The organism is Ruegeria sp. CH10 (assembly GCF_056537125.1).
This window is the reverse complement of sequence record NZ_JBQFQY010000003.1, coordinates 289,661-305,845: the sequence shown is the minus strand read 5'-3', so window position 1 is coordinate 305,845 and position 16,185 is coordinate 289,661. Positions and strand designations below refer to the sequence as shown.

The 16,185-nt window shown below is 59.5% G+C and carries 17 protein-coding genes; 8 read left to right on the top strand and 9 right to left on the bottom strand.

What is annotated here, in order from left to right; all coding sequences use genetic code 11:
* Positions 1 to 41 precede the first annotated feature (41 nt).
* On the bottom strand, positions 42 to 767 hold the full coding sequence (locus ACRZ94_RS11720; protein ID WP_480653482.1) for an ImmA/IrrE family metallo-endopeptidase: 726 nt from the start codon (positions 765 to 767) through the stop codon (positions 42 to 44).
* 184 nt (positions 768 to 951) lie between these two features.
* On the bottom strand, positions 952 to 1,587 hold the full coding sequence (locus ACRZ94_RS11715; RefSeq protein ID WP_480797407.1) for a DUF1326 domain-containing protein: 636 nt from the start codon (positions 1,585 to 1,587) through the stop codon (positions 952 to 954).
* A gap of 249 nt (positions 1,588 to 1,836) precedes the next feature.
* Here ACRZ94_RS11715 and ACRZ94_RS11710 point away from each other — a divergent pair, with 249 nt between their 5' ends.
* The 3 genes from ACRZ94_RS11710 (at position 1,837) to ACRZ94_RS11700 (ending at position 3,945) form a co-directional block, all read left to right on the top strand.
* Positions 1,837 to 2,313, top strand: coding sequence for a PACE efflux transporter (locus ACRZ94_RS11710; RefSeq protein ID WP_480797406.1), 477 nt, complete (start codon positions 1,837 to 1,839; stop codon positions 2,311 to 2,313).
* 141 nt (positions 2,314 to 2,454) lie between these two features.
* Complete coding sequence (locus ACRZ94_RS11705) at positions 2,455 to 3,144, top strand: outer membrane protein (protein ID WP_480797405.1); 690 nt, start codon at positions 2,455 to 2,457, stop codon at positions 3,142 to 3,144.
* A 69-nt stretch (positions 3,145 to 3,213) separates the two neighbouring features.
* Entirely contained in the window at positions 3,214 to 3,945 is a 732-nt protein-coding gene (locus tag ACRZ94_RS11700) for a glycosyltransferase family 25 protein (RefSeq protein ID WP_480797404.1), read from the top strand.
* 70 nt (positions 3,946 to 4,015) lie between these two features.
* Here the strand turns inward: ACRZ94_RS11700 and ACRZ94_RS11695 are convergent, their stop codons facing one another.
* Complete coding sequence (locus ACRZ94_RS11695; RefSeq protein WP_170794155.1) at positions 4,016 to 4,666, bottom strand: peroxiredoxin; 651 nt, start codon at positions 4,664 to 4,666, stop codon at positions 4,016 to 4,018.
* 184 nt (positions 4,667 to 4,850) lie between these two features.
* Here ACRZ94_RS11695 and ACRZ94_RS11690 point away from each other — a divergent pair, with 184 nt between their 5' ends.
* The gene (locus ACRZ94_RS11690; RefSeq protein ID WP_480797403.1) at positions 4,851 to 6,290 is read left to right on the top strand and encodes an aldehyde dehydrogenase family protein; all 1,440 of its coding nucleotides are present in this window, start codon (positions 4,851 to 4,853) and stop codon (positions 6,288 to 6,290) included.
* A 51-nt stretch (positions 6,291 to 6,341) separates the two neighbouring features.
* On the opposite strand, the gene ACRZ94_RS11685 is transcribed toward ACRZ94_RS11690, so the two are convergent.
* The gene (locus ACRZ94_RS11685) at positions 6,342 to 7,184 is read right to left on the bottom strand and encodes a methylated-DNA--[protein]-cysteine S-methyltransferase (protein WP_480653471.1); all 843 of its coding nucleotides are present in this window, start codon (positions 7,182 to 7,184) and stop codon (positions 6,342 to 6,344) included.
* A 116-nt stretch (positions 7,185 to 7,300) separates the two neighbouring features.
* On the opposite strand from ACRZ94_RS11685, the gene nth reads away from it, so the two are divergent.
* Together nth and ACRZ94_RS11675 are read left to right on the top strand one after the other, a co-directional pair.
* Positions 7,301 to 7,945: an endonuclease III gene (gene nth, locus ACRZ94_RS11680; RefSeq protein WP_480653469.1), complete on the top strand. Its 645-nt coding sequence runs from the start codon at positions 7,301 to 7,303 to the stop codon at positions 7,943 to 7,945.
* Positions 7,942 to 8,931: an adenosine kinase gene (locus ACRZ94_RS11675; protein WP_480653467.1), complete on the top strand. Its 990-nt coding sequence runs from the start codon at positions 7,942 to 7,944 to the stop codon at positions 8,929 to 8,931. Before nth ends, ACRZ94_RS11675 begins: the two co-directional genes overlap by 4 nt.
* A gap of 16 nt (positions 8,932 to 8,947) precedes the next feature.
* Here ACRZ94_RS11675 and ACRZ94_RS11670 read toward each other — a convergent pair whose 3' ends face one another.
* The 3 genes from ACRZ94_RS11670 to ACRZ94_RS11660 form a co-directional block, all read right to left on the bottom strand.
* Positions 8,948 to 9,787 carry a DUF547 domain-containing protein gene (locus tag ACRZ94_RS11670; RefSeq protein WP_480653465.1) on the bottom strand — a complete coding sequence of 280 codons (840 nt, stop codon included), beginning with the start codon at positions 9,785 to 9,787 and terminating at the stop codon, positions 8,948 to 8,950.
* The gene (locus ACRZ94_RS11665) at positions 9,784 to 11,157 is read right to left on the bottom strand and encodes a radical SAM protein (RefSeq protein WP_480653463.1); all 1,374 of its coding nucleotides are present in this window, start codon (positions 11,155 to 11,157) and stop codon (positions 9,784 to 9,786) included. Before ACRZ94_RS11665 ends, ACRZ94_RS11670 begins: the two co-directional genes overlap by 4 nt.
* A 108-nt stretch (positions 11,158 to 11,265) precedes the next feature.
* Positions 11,266 to 11,751, bottom strand: a complete 486-nt coding sequence (locus ACRZ94_RS11660; protein WP_480797402.1) for an RNA pyrophosphohydrolase — start codon at positions 11,749 to 11,751, stop codon at positions 11,266 to 11,268.
* Between the two features lie 138 nt (positions 11,752 to 11,889).
* Between ACRZ94_RS11660 and ACRZ94_RS11655 the strand changes: the two genes are divergently transcribed.
* Positions 11,890 to 13,917 (top strand): FAD-dependent oxidoreductase, encoded by a 2,028-nt coding sequence (locus tag ACRZ94_RS11655; RefSeq protein ID WP_480797401.1) that lies wholly within the window; start codon positions 11,890 to 11,892, stop codon positions 13,915 to 13,917.
* On the opposite strand, the gene ACRZ94_RS11650 is transcribed toward ACRZ94_RS11655, so the two are convergent.
* Both ACRZ94_RS11650 and ACRZ94_RS11645 read right to left on the bottom strand, forming a co-directional pair.
* Positions 13,918 to 14,526, bottom strand: coding sequence for a LysE family translocator (locus tag ACRZ94_RS11650; protein WP_480653457.1), 609 nt, complete (start codon positions 14,524 to 14,526; stop codon positions 13,918 to 13,920).
* Positions 14,527 to 14,600: 74 nt separating this feature from the next.
* Positions 14,601 to 15,041 (bottom strand): DUF4399 domain-containing protein, encoded by a 441-nt coding sequence (locus tag ACRZ94_RS11645; RefSeq protein ID WP_480653455.1) that lies wholly within the window; start codon positions 15,039 to 15,041, stop codon positions 14,601 to 14,603.
* A 228-nt stretch (positions 15,042 to 15,269) separates the two neighbouring features.
* Here ACRZ94_RS11645 and ACRZ94_RS11640 point away from each other — a divergent pair, with 228 nt between their 5' ends.
* Positions 15,270 to 16,175, top strand: a complete 906-nt coding sequence (locus ACRZ94_RS11640; RefSeq protein WP_480797400.1) for a LysR family transcriptional regulator — start codon at positions 15,270 to 15,272, stop codon at positions 16,173 to 16,175.
* Positions 16,176 to 16,185: the final 10 nt, after the last annotated feature.

Below are 16,185 nucleotides of genomic sequence, written 5' to 3'. Positions count from 1 at the left end.
AGACCTATGGCCCCGGCGGAAACGCCGGGGCCTTCTTGATTTCAGGGAAACGAGTCGACGGGGAAAGGCTCAGGCTCAAAAGGTATTTCTCCATCGCGTACCAAATTTTGCCTAAGCTCTTCTGCAAACCTGTTTGCAAAAGCTTCCCGTTCAGAAGGCGGCCGGGCAAAGAAAAGTTCTGACGCAACCTCTGAATCAGGATCAAGCATCATAGAAGCAATCAGTACTTTCTGGACGTAATCGGCCAAATGCCCCAATTCATGCAGCAAGGTGCGATACAAAATAGTATTGCGAACACCCGTTTCGGTCAGTTCAGCCACAAAATGGCGCTTGTCTTCAATAAACACATGCCCGTCTTGAACCAGTCTCTGATATTCGATGCGATCCTCAAGCGTCATTCGTTTCGGCCATTTGAGCGCCGAACCCAATTCCTGCGCCTCTAGCACAATGGCCGTGCCTTCGTGTTCTTTGAATTCGGAGAAATAAACGAACCGTCCCCAAACTGGATTCTGCTGTTTCTGCTTCCTTGTTGGCTGTCGAAAAGCAACTACATCAGGCAAGGTTGGGGCAAGGTCTGACGACGAGGCCAGAATTCGAGCGACATCAGACGGCGAACAGCCATAGCAAAACCCCTCTCTCGGAGTTTCATAAAGCAGTGTTAGCCTGTGGTCGCCAATGTCGATTTCTGTAACTTGCGGCGCATCAAGTCGTTCGTAGAAAGCCGAATAATTTCCGTGCTTGTCCAACCAGCTGTTGGGGATGCGCATGTCATTGGACTTGGAGAATCCCGCATGCTTCGTTCCTATTTTCCTGTTTCGACGCTCTGGCCTCCACACAATTTGCAACCCGGTTTTCCCTGTTCAACTCCCATCAATCCTAAGCAACGTCGCAGTCGGTGGCAATCTGGGCGAGCATCAACCTCAGCTATCTGGACTTGACCAATTCACGGCCTTACTGCGCCACGCCCGACGGCCCGTGTTTCATCACGTGCCATTGGCCGTAACTGTCGGTCAAATCCAGTTTGATCGCCGCATCTGCCTTGGTTGAGGCACTGCCAATCTCGGCCAGCGTGAATTCAATCCCGCCGGGGATGTCGATCCGCACGCGGTGGGGGCCGCCGCCATGGGGGGCCTGTATGGGCTCACCGGTTGAGCGTAGCACTTCGCCGATGTCTACACGGGCGGTGCGCTCCTCCATGTCCATTTCAAAATCGATAGGCAGGTACAGGGTGTCGTGCACAGTTTTGCACATGGCACGGAAGACATACCAATGAGTCGCCATCTCTTCGGTCTCTTCACCATGAAAGACCTTTTCCAGCGCCGCGCGCTGCGCGTCCGAGGCGGCCGGGTCAATGATCACCTGCATCTCACCCCCGCCCTCAAAAATCGGGCCGGGCCAGGCATAGATCAACGCGGCCTTGGTTCCCTTCAGGTCGGTGTCAGCGAAATGCCCCTTGGAGACCTCAAGAACCTCAAAGCCACGGCAATGCCCGTGGGTCGGTAATTCCTCAAACTGGCAGGGGCATGCATATCCGCAATTGCAGTTCCCGAATGCCTCACCTTCCAGATACCAATCTGTAAATGCCATCGTCATCTCCTGTGTCCCACAGTCTGAATGCCCGATGCTGTTGCGGCCTGCCTGTATCCTAACTTGCCAACGCGACCTTACCACAATTCGTCCAAATCACGAACCAGCACAGGTCTTTGCTGATCGTGCGACGCCCGCGCGGCCACTGTGGTCTTGTTCACAGTCAGAGTTTCCCGAGTGTGACAGTTTGCAAAAAAGAAACAATCAAAACGGCTTCCCAGCCGTTCCACGGGCGCGAAGGGGCAGACAATGACACTCAGAACCTTGAAGGAACGCGTCATTCAGACCAGCTGTTTTGAGCTGATCGGGATCGCCTGCGTCTCACCTGTCTATGCCTATGTCGCGGGGGCGTCGATGGCGCATGGGTTTGCGTTGATCGCCCTGCTCTCAATGGCCATTCTGATCTGGACCCCTATTTTCAACACCCTGTTCGATCTGATCGAGCGGAACCGGACCTGCAGATTGGCCTGCGCGCGCCCGCACCGGTTGCGCATCGTTCACGCGGTCTTGCATGAGGTCACAGCCGTCATGATCACCTGTCCGTTGCTGATCTTTGCGGGTGGCCACAGCGTGAAAGAGGCGCTGTTGTTCAACCTTGGCCTGACCCTGACCTATTCGGCCTATACCTATGTTTTTCATATCGTTTATGATCGGTTCCGCCCGGTTCAATCCCCCGATCCCATCGCGTTCCAATCCAGCCGAACCGCCCCCGCTCCAGCCAGCTGACGCACCAAAATCCCTGACGCGCCGATCGCCCTTCACGCCCGTCCAAAAACCTGTGACGCAAAGTGAGACTTCAGCGCCTTTCTTTCGCCCGTCAGATGCCCACATGAGCGTCATACCAAACTTGGAACAGAGGACATGGTTATGGTTAAGCGTCTTATTCTCGCCTCAGCGGCCCTGACAATCAGCGCATCGGGACTGGCCGCGCAAAGCCTTTCAGAGGGTCTGTATATTCAGGGCTTCGCAGGCTACAGCCAATTGCAGGACACCGATTTCAGCGGCACGATCAACGGATCGCCCGAGTCGGTCGATACGGATTTCGACTCGGGCTTTGGGCTGGGCGTCGCGGTCGGCACCGAGATTCCGCAATGGTCCAACGATCAGTTCACCACGCGGGTCGAGCTGGAACTGTCCTATCGCGACAGCGACGTGGATGGCGTGAGCTTTTCCGGCAACGGCCCCGCACCCGAGGTCAATGTGTCCGGAGACGTGACCCAGACCTCGCTCTTTGCCAATGTGCTGGTCGATTTCAACCAGGCCGGGGCCTTCACCCCTTATGTGGGTCTGGGCATTGGCGCGACCTATTCGGATCTGGATTTCTCATACGGTCCGGGCGTGAATATTGACGACAGTGACACCAGCTTTGCCGCACAGGTCATTGCAGGCGTTGCGTATGAGATCGACCAGAATGTCGCGCTGACGCTGGACACCCGCTATTCCCGCGCCTTTGACGTCTCGGCGGAACGCTTTGCCCCGAACGGCGCATCGACCGGCACGGTGGACGATGACATCGACGTCTTCAGCGTCAATGTCGGTCTGCGCTACGGGTTCTAAGCTGCCGATTGGCCAGTTTTTACCCGGTTACTCTTCCCCCCCATGTTCCCGTGTTCTATGCACGGGGACATGCGTTCGTTCATCATCCATATGTCTTCCAGCACGGCCCGGCGCCCCAATGCCGACCAGCTCTGCGCCGCCCTGCCCAATGCCGAACTATTTGAGGCCGTGAACGGCAAAGACCCAAATCAGATCAGCCATGTACGCCTCCACCCCGGCGACCTGCATAAACCCCATTACCCTTTTGCCCTGCGCCCGGCTGAAATCGGGGTTTTCGAAAGCCACCGCCGCCTGTGGCGCAAACTGGTCGAGGAAGAGATCGATCTGGCAATCATAACCGAGGATGACCTGCGCATCGACCCGGATCGAATGGCCCAGGTGTTAGAAATGCTAGAGCCCATCGCCACCCCCGACCACTATATCCGCATCCCGGTGAAACAACGCGAAACGCCCGTGCAGACGCTGGCGGAACAGGACGGGCTGCGCCTGATCCTGCCCAAGGTGATTGGCCTGCAATGTGTGTGTCAGTTGGTGGGACGGCGCGCCGCCAACCGTTTGCTGGCCGCCACGGAACAAATCGACCGGCCCGTAGACACCTTCATGCAAATGCACTGGCTGACCGGCCAACCCATCCACGCCCTGCTGGGCAGCGGAAATCAGGAAGTGGCCCGCGAAATCGGAGGCTCGACCATTCAGGTCAAACCACCGGTCTCAGACAAGCTGACACGCGAATTCAAACGCGCGGCCTACCGGGCAAAGCTCCAACTGCACCCCCAGCGCCCGCCTGCTTCATCTGTCTAAAAATATCCTCGGGGGGAATCGCGCCTATGGCGCGATGGGGGGCAGACAGCCCCCCTGACCCAACCCGCCCTTACGACGGCGCCTTGGTCTTGCGCAGATAGGGAAAGATCGTCTCGAACTCACCAAACTTGGCTTTGGCATCTTCGTTTGACACCGCAGGTGGAATGATCACATCCTCACCCGGCACCCAGTTCGCAGGCGTCGCCACACCCTTGGCAGACATCTGCAACCCGTCCAACGCGCGCAGGATCTCGGCAAAGTTCCGGCCCACGGTCATTGGATAGGTCATCGACAGCTTCAGCTGTTTGTCGGGTCCGATGATAAAGACCGACCGCACGGTGGCACTGTCCGCCGGGGTCCGGCCATCGGGCAGGTAGGCTTCGGCAGGCAGCATGTCGAATGCCTTGGAGACAGCCAGCCCATCATCCGCGATGATCGGGAAGCCGGGATTGGCATTGCCATAGGCTTCGATATCTTTCTTCCACTTCTTGTGGTCCTCAACACCGTCCACGGACACACCGATCACTTTGGTCCCCCGCGCGGCCCATTCGTCATTCAACTGGGCAACGGCGGAAAACTCGGTGGTGCAAACAGGGGTAAAATCCTTGGGATGCGAAAACAGAATGGCCCAGCTGTCCCCGATCCAGTCGTGGAACTGAATGGTGCCCTGATCCGTTTCTGCGGTGAAATTCGGAACCGTATCGTTGATGCGCAAACCCATGGAGAATCTCCTTTCCTGTGAAAAACCCGAGTCGGTTGCAGCCAACCTAAACACTTTGCGCAATTGTTAAACCGTCCCGGCACGCGAAAATATTTGATCATATATCTCCTTGCTCCCTTTCGGGACCAGTGACACAGTGGCGCCGATACACAGGTATCAGGCTGCAGGATCAGGAGGATGCGCCATGATCGAAAAACGCGAATTCTATATAAACGGCCAGTGGGTTCCGCCCACAAGCATCAATGATTGCAATGTCATAGACCCCTCGACCGAGGAACCCTGCGCGGTGATTTCTCTGGGCGCGCAGGCCGATACCGACGCGGCGGTGGCTGCGGCCAAGGCGGCCCTGCCCGGCTGGATGGCGACCCCGGTTGAAGACCGTATCGCGCTGGTGGAAAGGCTTGCCGAAATCTACCAGACCCGGTCCGAGGATCTGGCCCAAGCGATGTCGATGGAAATGGGCGCACCTTTGGACCTGTCGCGCAGCGCGCAGTCGGGCGCAGGTATCTATCACCTGAAGAACTTCATCCGCGCCGCCAAAGCGTTCGAATTCGAACGCCCCCTGGGCGATCACGCCCCCAATGACCGTATCATTCACGAAGCGGTGGGCGTCGCCGCCCTAATCACGCCGTGGAACTGGCCGATGAACCAGATCACGCTCAAGGTCGGCGCGGCTGCGATAGCGGGCTGCACCATGGTGCTGAAACCGTCCGAGCAAAGCCCCCTGAACGCGATGATCTTTGCCGAGATGATGGATGAGGCCGGGTTCCCACCCGGTGTGTTCAACCTTGTGAATGGCGATGGCGTGGGCGTCGGTTCGCAACTTTCGGCGCACCCGGATGTTGATATGGTCAGCTTTACCGGCTCAACCCGTGCGGGGACTGCGATTTCCAAGGCTGCGGCCGATACCTTGAAGAAAGTGCATCTGGAACTGGGTGGCAAGGGCGCGAATGTGATCTTTGCCGATGCCGATGACAAGGCCGTCAAACGCGGCGTGCTGCACATGATGCAAAACACGGGCCAAAGCTGTAACGCCCCCAGCCGGATGCTGGTGCAACGCCCGATCTACGATCAGGCGGTTGAGACCGCCGCCGAGGTGGCCGGCAATGTGGCCGTTGGTCCAGCGTCAGAAGAAGGCCGCCATATCGGGCCCGTGGTGAACGAGGTCCAGTGGACGAAAATTCAGGACCTGATCCAGAAAGGCATTGATGAGGGCGCGCGTCTGGTCGCAGGTGGCACAGGACGACCCGAGGGCCTGAACAAAGGCTATTACGTGCGCCCCACCGTCTTTGCCGATGCCAACAACCAGATGACCATCGCGCGCGAGGAAATCTTTGGCCCGGTCCTGACCATGATCCCGTTTGATACCGAGGAAGAGGCCGTCGAAATCGCCAATGACACGCCCTATGGCCTGACCAACTATGTCCAGACACAAGATGGCGACCGCGCCAACCGCATGGCGCGGGTGTTGCGCTCGGGCATGGTGGAGATGAACGGCAAGTCACGTTCGGCAGGATCGCCGTTCGGTGGGATGAAGCAATCAGGTAACGGGCGCGAAGGCGGCGTTTGGGGGTTGGAAGACTTCCTTGAGGTCAAGGCCGTTGGTGGCTGGGCAGCCGAATAACCTTTGGTGTAACTCAGCGGTGAGGCACCTGACGGTGCCTCGCTCTATTTCTCAGGCATCCGCCTGAGCGGCCTCATAGGCCAGCATGGCGCGTTTGACCGGCAGACCCCAGTGATACCCCCCCAAACCGCCAGATTTCCGCAATGCCCTATGGCATGGGATCAACCAACTGACCGGATTGCGCCCCACTGCAGTTCCCACGGCGCGCACCGCTTGCGGAGACCCCACCCGCTGCGCGATTTCGGAATAGGTGGTGACCTGACCTGACGGGATATGCATCAGTGCCTCCCACACTTTGATCTGAAGGGGCGAACCGATCAGGTGCAACGGGGTTTCCGCCCGATCCGACCCGAACGAGGCATCGACCCATGGGCGCAGCTTGTCCTCGTCTTGCACGTAGGTGGCTTTGGGCCAGCGGCTGACCATATCCTCCATCGCGGGGTCTTGGCCGGTTTCGGCCCCGAAGGCCATGCCGCAGATACCCTTGTCCGTTCCCATCACCAGGGTCGGACCAAAGGGACAATCGAACCAGCCCCAGTAGATCGTCAGCCCCGCACCCTTGCGGGCGTATTCGCCGGGGCTCATGGATTCCCATTTCAGGAACAGATCGTGCAGGCGGCCGCTGCCGGACAGGCCGACATTGTGCGCCGTCTCAAGCGTGGTGAACCGGTCGCGCAACAACGCCTTGGCATGGCCCAGCGTCAGGTATTGCTGATAGCGTTTGGGCGACACCCCGGTCCAGCGCGAGAACAGGCGTTGGAAATGCGCGGGGCTCATATCCATCTGCCGGGCCAGGTCCTCAAGGCTGAGGGTTTCGCCCCCCTGATCGATCAGCTCAATCGCGCGGCGCATGACGTTATAGTGGTAGTTGCTTTCCGGGGTCTGGACGTTCATTTCGCACCTCATCTGCTGACCCGGACCATAGCGCTCGCATCGCGCCACCGCGACCCGGAACTTGCGCATTGGCTTAGGGCTTGTGTCAGGGCCCTGCGGGCGGCATTAAGGCCCGGATGGCAAAGCAACTTGGATATCACCAGATCCGCGAGATCTTTACGCGTTTTCACGAGGCCGACCCCGAACCCAAGGGCGAGTTGGATCATGTGAACGTCTATACTCTGGTCGTTGCCGTAGCGCTTTCGGCGCAGGCGACCGATGCGGGTGTGAACAAGGCCACCAAAGAGCTGTTCAAAATCGCCGATACGCCGCAAAAGATGCTGGATCTGGGCGAAGAGGGCCTGACCGAACATATCAAGACCATCGGGTTGTTCCGCCAGAAGGCGAAGAACGTGATCAAGCTCAGCCGTATTCTGGTCGAAGACTATGGTGGCGAGGTACCCAATTCCCGCGCCGCGCTGCAATCGCTGCCGGGTGTCGGGCGCAAGACGGCCAATGTGGTGCTGAACATGTGGTGGCGCTATCCGGCGCAGGCGGTGGACACGCATATCTTTCGCGTCGGCAACCGCACCGGCATCTGCCCCGGCAAAAACGTGGATGCGGTGGAACGCGCCATCGAAGACAATATCCCAACCGATTTCCAGCTGCATGCGCATCACTGGTTGATCCTGCATGGCCGCTATCATTGCAAAGCGCGCAAGCCGCAATGCCCCACCTGTATCATCCGCGATCTCTGCGAATTTGAGGACAAAACCCTATGAAAACCTACCAGCTTGTTGGCATCGGCAACGCCGTTGTGGACGTGATCTCTCAGGCCGATGACAGTTTCCTGGAACTGATGGGCATCGAAAAAGGGATCATGCAGCTGATCGAACAGGAACGCGGTGAGGTTCTTTATGCCTCGATGGAGGGTCGGGTGCAGACGCCGGGCGGGTCCGTCGCCAACACCATAGCAGGCGCGGGGGCGCTGGGTCTGGATGCGGCCTTTATCGGGCGCGTCCATGATGACGCTCTGGGTCGGTTTTATGCCGATGCGATGAACGAGGATGGCGTGGATTTCGTCAACCCGCCGGTGCCGGGCGGTGAGCTGCCGACCTCGCGCTCGATGATCTTTGTCTCGCCGGATGGGGAACGGTCAATGAACACCTATCTGGGGATTTCGTCCGAGCTGTCTTCGTCGGATGTGTCGTCCGAGGTTGCCGGTAACAGCCAGATCATGTTCCTCGAAGGGTATCTGTTCGACAAGGAAAAGGGCAAAGCGGCGTTTCTTGAGGCTGCGCGCACCTGCCACGCTGGCGGAGGCAAAGCGGGGATCGCCATTTCCGATCCGTTCTGCGTTGAACGGCACCGGGTCGATTTCCTGCTGCTAATCGAGAATGAGCTGGACTTCGTGATCGGCAACGAGGCCGAGATCAAATCGCTGTTCGAAACCGACAATCTGGAAGAGGCGCTGGCACAGACAGCTGAGATTTGCGCGCTGGTCGTGTGCACCCGTTCGGGGGACGGTGTCACCGTCCTGCATGACGGCCAACGCTTTGACATCCCGGTCGAGAAAGTGGTTCCTGTGGACGCCACCGGCGCGGGCGATCAGTTTGCTGCGGGCTTCCTGTTTGGCATGGCCACGGGCCGCGATTACGAGACCTGCGCAAAGATCGGCAATGTCTGCGCCCGCGAAGTGATCAGCCATATCGGCCCGCGCCCCGAGGCCAATATGCAAGAACTGCTGCGCGCCGAGGGGTTGCTGTAAAGCGCCAAGCCGAGCCCTAAGATCCCGCTGCCGCATCGTTCAAAGCCCAATCATATTGATAGGCTTTGACGCGCGGGACATCCTGCAGCCGTGCTTGCAGGTCAGGATCAGCGGCGGTTTGCAGATAGGCCAGAACCGCCGCCTCGTTCGGTCCGAAATCCTCGCGGAACCAGATGTAGATTTTCGACAGGATCAGCCCGCCGCGCGCGTCAAACCGCACCCCGCGCGGGTCGTTGACATAGGCGTGCTCGGCGGCGGCAAAGTCCCGCTCCAGCGTCTCGGCCTGCCACGCGCGGTCCATCAGGTTGGGGCACCCCACGGCAGCGCAGTTCAGCGCATAGTGGATGCGGGGCTCGTTAAAAACAGGCCGGATGATGCGGTGCTCGATGTCGTTCAGGGTCAGGGTTTCGCCATCCACCTGCACCAGCGGGCGGTTCCACGGACCGATTGACAATGGCCCGTCCTTGATGTCGCGGATCGAGGCAACGGGGTAGTTTTCCAGCACAACATCCACGGTCACCGCATTATAGAGGTTGATCCAATATGCCAGTTGCTGATCGCGGGTCAGCCCCGCCGGATCAACCGCCTGCAACTGCGCCAGATACCCGTCCAGCCGCGCCTTGTCGGCCTGCGTCACTTGCCCATAGGCCACCCGGTTCACCCCCGCCGCATCGGGCGCGACATAGCGGGACAGAAAGGCGGTCCAGTCGCCATGGTCCACCCGCTCACCCGGAGGTGGGGCGGCCTGGGTCAGCGCCGTGTCCGACAGGGGCACAGGTTTGGGCAAGGCCAGACGTTCCACACTGGCGCAGGCCGCCAGCAAAGGCAGCAAAATCAGGATCAGCAGCTTTTTCATGACGCATCCTTTTGGTTTTCGCGCAGCGCACGCATCTGGCCTTTCAACCGTTTCAGCGGGGCCAAAGCGGGATCATTCAGGTCCGGTAAGCTGGACTGCGCGGACAGGCGCGGCACGGCCGCATTCCACCAGCTTGAACCCGTGGGGCCATCAACACGGTCCGGGCTGGCCAGATGAAAATCACGCTGGGCGTTGTGCACGCACATCGACAAAGGGCCGTTGGCCGTCGCCACCATGAACACGCATGAGGCACAGCGATCTTCGTCCAGATCATCGGCGGCCATAAAGTTGTGGATGAACACCGCCTGCCGCCGCACCGGACCGCGCAGCAAACCGGAACCCAGCCGCGCTACGCTGAGTCCCAAATGCCCAAGTGCGAGCAGCGCAAGCAACGGGTGGCGGCGGATCAGGCGCCAGGTTTTGGGGCGAATGCGGATATGGGCGTCCTGGTTGTCATCCACGCCGTCCAGCGCGGCAATCACTCGATGCACCAGCTTTTGGTTCGACAACAGCGACACCGCGCGGCCACCGGCGCGGACAACGCTGGCATAGCGGTTGCATTTGGAATGCCCGACAGTGGCGGTTCCGAAATGCAGCGGGGCTTCGTACCCCTCTTCGATTGCCCGCGCCACACTGTCTTGTGTGATCGCATCGGGCCGCGCGCGCAAAACCCCGCGCCCGGTATCCGCCTGCATCTGGAACGAGACAAACGCGACCTCGGGCCGGTCACGCAGAAACCGCGCCAATTGCGGCAGCTCATCGAAATTGCCGCCATACACCGTGGTGTTGAACAGAATGCGCAGCCCCAGCCCACGCGCCCGGCGGATATAGGCGCGACGCACAGTGTTCAGCTCAACCTCGCTTGTGAACCCTTTGCGCTCCTGCGTCATGTCGACGTGAAAGGCCACGTCATCCAGCCCGGCCGCCGCCAGACGCGTCAGAAACGCCCGACTGGCACGAATACCATTGGTCATCAGGCAAGACCGCATCCCCAGACGGCGGATTTCCCGGCAGAGCGCCTCAAGATCCGCAACCTTGCGCAGCGTCGGATCGCCCCCCGTCAGCTGCACCGAAACCCCGGTCCCATAATGACTGCGGATCGTGGCCAGCCGTGCAAACAGGACCGAGAGCGGCGGATCATACGTCATCTCGGCCCGATCCGAGAGGTAACACAGCGTGCAATCCAGATTGCACCGCTGCGTGACTTCCAATGCCACACAAGCAACCGGATAGAACCGTCCCGCGGTTTGCCCGGCGCGGTATTCACCACAGCTTTGCAAACCCTCTCGCAAGGGTGCGCGCTGGTCAGTGCCTTCGAATCTGCGCCCGGCTGGGAAAATGGCGGGATGGGTATGTTGGGTGTCTCTCATGCCCACCAAGCTAGAGGTCCGCCGGAAACCGAACTACGCCCCCTCACGGCAAGTTGTGGCCGGGTGATCGCAGCGCAGAACTGTCGGCGTCAGAGTGGTTCCGGGCCCTCAGCGCAGATGCGCCTCAAACGCCGCGACCACCTGTTCATAGACCTCGCGTTTGAAGGGGACGATTTCTTCCACCAAGCGTGCGGGCTCCTGCCATTTCCAGCGGGTGAATTCCGGGTGGTCGGTGTCGATGTTGATCTGATCGTCCCGGCCGGTAAAGCGCAGCAGGAACCATTTCTGCTCTTGCCCGCGATAGCGGCCTTTCCAGATTTTCGGCACGATGTCATGCGGCAGATCATAGGGCAGCCAACCCGGTGTCTCGGCCATCACCTCGACCAGATCAGCGGTCACGCCGGTTTCCTCCCACAACTCGCGCAGGGCGGCATCGCGCGGGTCTTCGCCCTTGTCCACGCCGCCTTGGGGCATCTGCCAGGCATCCGCATGGCGATCATTGCGCTGGCCCACGAAAATCTTGCCCTCGGCATTCATCAGCATCAGCCCGACGCAGGGGCGATAGGGCAGTTTGGCGATTTCTTCGGGGGTCATTCGGGGCCTCATCAATCTGATATATCTTGTCTGTAACAAGCACATGCGCCACCGCAAAGGGGGTGACGTTAGGTTTCGCGTGACAAAGTTTACGTGCACGTCAATCTAACGCATAAGAATCGGGAGGGAGAGTTCGCCATGACTGCGTACCCAAACATGCTGGCCCCGCTGGATCTGGGCTTTACCACGCTCAGGAACCGCGTCCTGATGGGATCGATGCACACGGGGCTTGAGGAAACCGGCGACTGGAACCGCGTGGCCGAGTTCTATGCCGACCGCGCCCGTGGCGGCGTGGCGTTGATGGTGACGGGCGGGATTGGTCCGAACCTCGAAGGTTCGGTCCTGCCCGGCGCGTCGATGATGACCAATGACAAAGAGGTGGCGAACCATTCCATCGTCACCCAGCGCGTGCATGAGGCGGGTGGCAAGATCGCCATGCAAATCCTGCATGCGGGCCGCTATGCCTATGGCCCGAAATGCGTGGCCCCCAGCCCGGTGAAATCTCCGATCTCACCTTTCCCGCCGCATGAGCTGGATGAAGAGGGTATCGAGAAACAGATCGCTGACATCGTCAACGCCGCCGTTCTGGCCCAAAAGGCCGGATATGACGGGGTCGAGATCATGGGGTCCGAGGGGTACTTCCTGAACCAGTTCCTTGTGACCCATACCAACAAGCGCACCGACCGCTGGGGCGGGTCATATGAGAACCGCATGCGCCTGCCCATCGAAGTCGTGCGCCGCACCCGTGAGGCCGTGGGCACCGATTTCATCATCATCTATCGCCTGTCGATGATCGATCTGGTCCCCAATGGTTCGACCCATGAAGAAGTGGTGCAGTTGGCACAAGAGGTTGAAAAGGCCGGGGCCACGATCATCAACACCGGCATCGGCTGGCATGAGGCGCGCATACCGACGATTGCGACCTCAGTGCCCCGTGCCGCCTTTGCCTGGGTGACGAAAAAGCTGATGGGCAAGGTGGGCATTCCGATCATCACCTCGAACCGGATCAACACGCCGGAGGTTGCCGAAGAGGTTCTGTCCACCGGCTGTGCCGACATGGTGTCGCTGGCGCGCCCAATGCTGGCGGATGCGGATTTCGTGAACAAGGCCATTGCTGGTCAGTCTTCGCAGATCGCGCCCTGTATCGCGTGTAACCAAGCCTGTCTGGACCATACGTTCAGCGGCAAGCTGACCTCATGCCTTGTGAACCCGCGCGCCTGCCATGAGACCGAGTTGGAGATTGGCACAGCAGACACCCGCAAGACCGTCGCCATTGTCGGCGCGGGTCCGGCGGGTCTGTCGACCGCCATGACCGCCGCCCAGCGTGGCCATGACGTGACCCTGTTCGACCGGGCCGGCGAAATCGGTGGTCAGCTGAACATGGCCAAACAGGTGCCGGGCAAGGAAGAGTTCTGGGGACTTGTCGATTGGTATCGCACCATGATGGACGATCTGGGTGTGAAGGTGGAACTGAACCGCGAGGTCAGCGCCGATGACCTGACCGGCTTTGACGAGGTTGTCATCGCCACGGGCGTCACCCCCCGCGATCCGCAGATACCGGGGCAGGAGCGCGACAATGTCCTCAGCTATATCGATGTGCTGCGCAACAAGGCCGATGTTGGCAAATCCGTCGCCGTCATCGGCGCAGGTGGCATCGGCTTTGACGTGTCCGAGTTTCTGCTGGAGGACGGGCACAGCGTCACCACCGACCTGCCCGCCTGGATGAAGGAATGGGGTGTCACCGACCCCGAACAGCACCGCGCCGGTCTGGCCCCTGAAGGCCCGCAACCCGCAGCCCCCGCCCGTCAGGTCACGCTGTTACAGCGCAAAGCACAACGGCACGGCAAGGGGCTGGGCAAGACCACCGGCTGGATTCACCGCGCGACGCTCAAGATGAAGGACGTCAATTTCGTGGGTGGCGTGAATTATGAACGCATCGATGATGACGGGCTGCATGTCAGCTTTGGCGAAGACCGCGCAGATCCAACCGTCATCGCGGCGGACACAATCGTGCTGTGTTCAGGGCAAGTGCCCGAGCGCAGCCTGGCTGACGCACTGATCGACCGCGGGATTACCCCCCATGTGATTGGCGGTGCTGACGTGGCCGCCGAACTTGACGCAAAACGCGCAATCAATCAGGGCACACGGCTGGCGGTAACGTTTTGATCACTCAGAAAGCGCCAGCTTGACGCCCAACGCGCCAAATGCTGTCGCGAAACACCGTTTGATCCAGGCCATCACGGATGGCCTGCGAATGACATAGTCCCGTGCAAGGGCCGCACAGGCACCGTATCCGACAAAGACCACAAAGGTCATCACCATGAAGGCAGCGGCCAGCTTGAGCAGCTCCAAACCGGCATTCGCCGTACCGGCCGGAAGAAACTGGGGCAGGAAGGCCAGAAAAAACAGCGACAGTTTGGGATTGAGAACATTGATCAATGTCCCCGTCACCGTGATCTTGAAGTACCCCGCCGAGGATTTCTCGGCGTTCAACTCCATAGCTCCGCCGTCTTTTAGGATACCCCACGCCATATAGAACAGGTAGAGGACACCAAGATACTTGATGACCTGAAAGGCCAGCGCGCTGGTATGCAGTAGAGCTGCAAGTCCGATGATACTGGCCAAAGCTGCCGGAACGATCCCCAACGTGCATCCGGCCGCTGCCGCAAGGCTGGCGCGAAACCCACGCCCCAGGCCAACAGCCAATGTGTAAATCACTCCGGTTCCCGGCAACAAAACCACGATCAGGGAAGTCAGAAAGAACTCCAACGACATATCGGCCTCCTGTTTTGACCGACAGAGTTTCCGACATTCAGTGTGTTGTAAACCGGTTTCCGCGCGCTCGGCGCCTACTCGACCCTAATTGTAATCACGTCGGACACGACCGGTGGATTGTGGGGCACATGTCCTGCATCGCCCAGCACCAGCTGCAGCGTGTGGGTGCCTGCAGGCAGGTCCAGCGTGACCTCAGTCTGGCCGCCGCCGAAATGGATGTGATTGTCATCCGCGGGCAGACCATAAGCCAGCTCATCCGCGCCGTCCTCGCCCTCACCGATCGGAGGGCGGTTGATCAGCAGGTGATGGTGGCCGGTATTTTCAGCCTCGGTCCCCGCCGGGGCTACGCCCATACCGCTGAGGCCAAAGACCACCGTTACCGGAGACTGAACGACATCCCCATCGGCCAGATTGACGAAATAAAGCTTGGCATCCGGGCTGGATGGGGTTGTTCCGGCGGCCAGCGCAACAGTTGCAGACAGGCACAGGGCAACAAGGGCGAATAGGGCTTTCATGATCTCCTCCGTGGTCACAAATATGCCATTCTCATCCTAGCATATGCGGCGTGCAACGCCGAATAACCTTATGATGATGGGTCTGTGGCGGGGCTGGAAACCACTGTTTCCGCGTTTCCCATCTGCAAACGATCCGATTTAAATCCCTGATATTATCCCATGTCTGCCCTGTTTCCGCCCAGATTGAAGGCCAATGTCAGACAACGAAAAAACACCCGGGGACTGAGAATGGATCGACTGACCGAAATGGAAGCCTTTGCCAATGTGGTTGATCAGGGTGGATTCACTGATGCAGCCAAGAAGATGGGCATTTCCAAATCGGCTGTGTCAAAGCACGTATCAAGCCTTGAAGCCCGGTTGGGCGCCAGGCTTTTGAACCGAACGACACGCCGCGTTTCCCCGACCGAGATTGGTCTGGCCTATTATGACCGCGCGCGCCGCGTTTTGAATGACGCAGGCGAAGCTGATGCGTTGGTGACCTCGATGCAATCCGCCCCCTCGGGTTTGCTTCGGATCAGTGTTGCTACGGATTTCGGCGTGAATCACCTGTCACCGGTTTTGTCAGACTTTCTGGCCGCCTACCCGGATATCACCGTGAACATGGTGCTGAACAACCGCTATGTTGAGCTGATTTCCGAAGGGTTCGACGTGGCCGTTCGCATTGGTGAGCTGGAAGACAGCACCCTGCGCGCCCGCAAGCTGACCGAGACCGTCAAACGCATGGTCGCGGCCCCCAGCTATATCGAGAAATTCGGTCGCCCGCAGAAGATCGACGATCTGAACGAACACAAGCTGCTGCACTATTCCAGCCAATCCTCTGGCAATGTGTGGCGGCTGACCGCTCCGTCTGGTGAAAAGCGGCAGGTCCGCACCGCCGGCTGGCTGAGCGTGAATGACGGGCAATCGCTGCTGAACGCGGCCATCTCGGGTCTGGGGATCGCCTATCTGCCCAGCTACCTCTATGCAGACGCGCTGAAATCAGGTGCGGTTCTGGATGCGATGCCGTCCCTGCCCGACGAGGTGCAAGGCATCTATGCCGTTTACCCGCCTGGACGCTTTACCCAACCCAAGGTTCGGGCCTTCATTGATTTTCTTGTCGAATCCTTCAACGAAAAGGGTCCGATGGACTGGTGATATCTCCCCC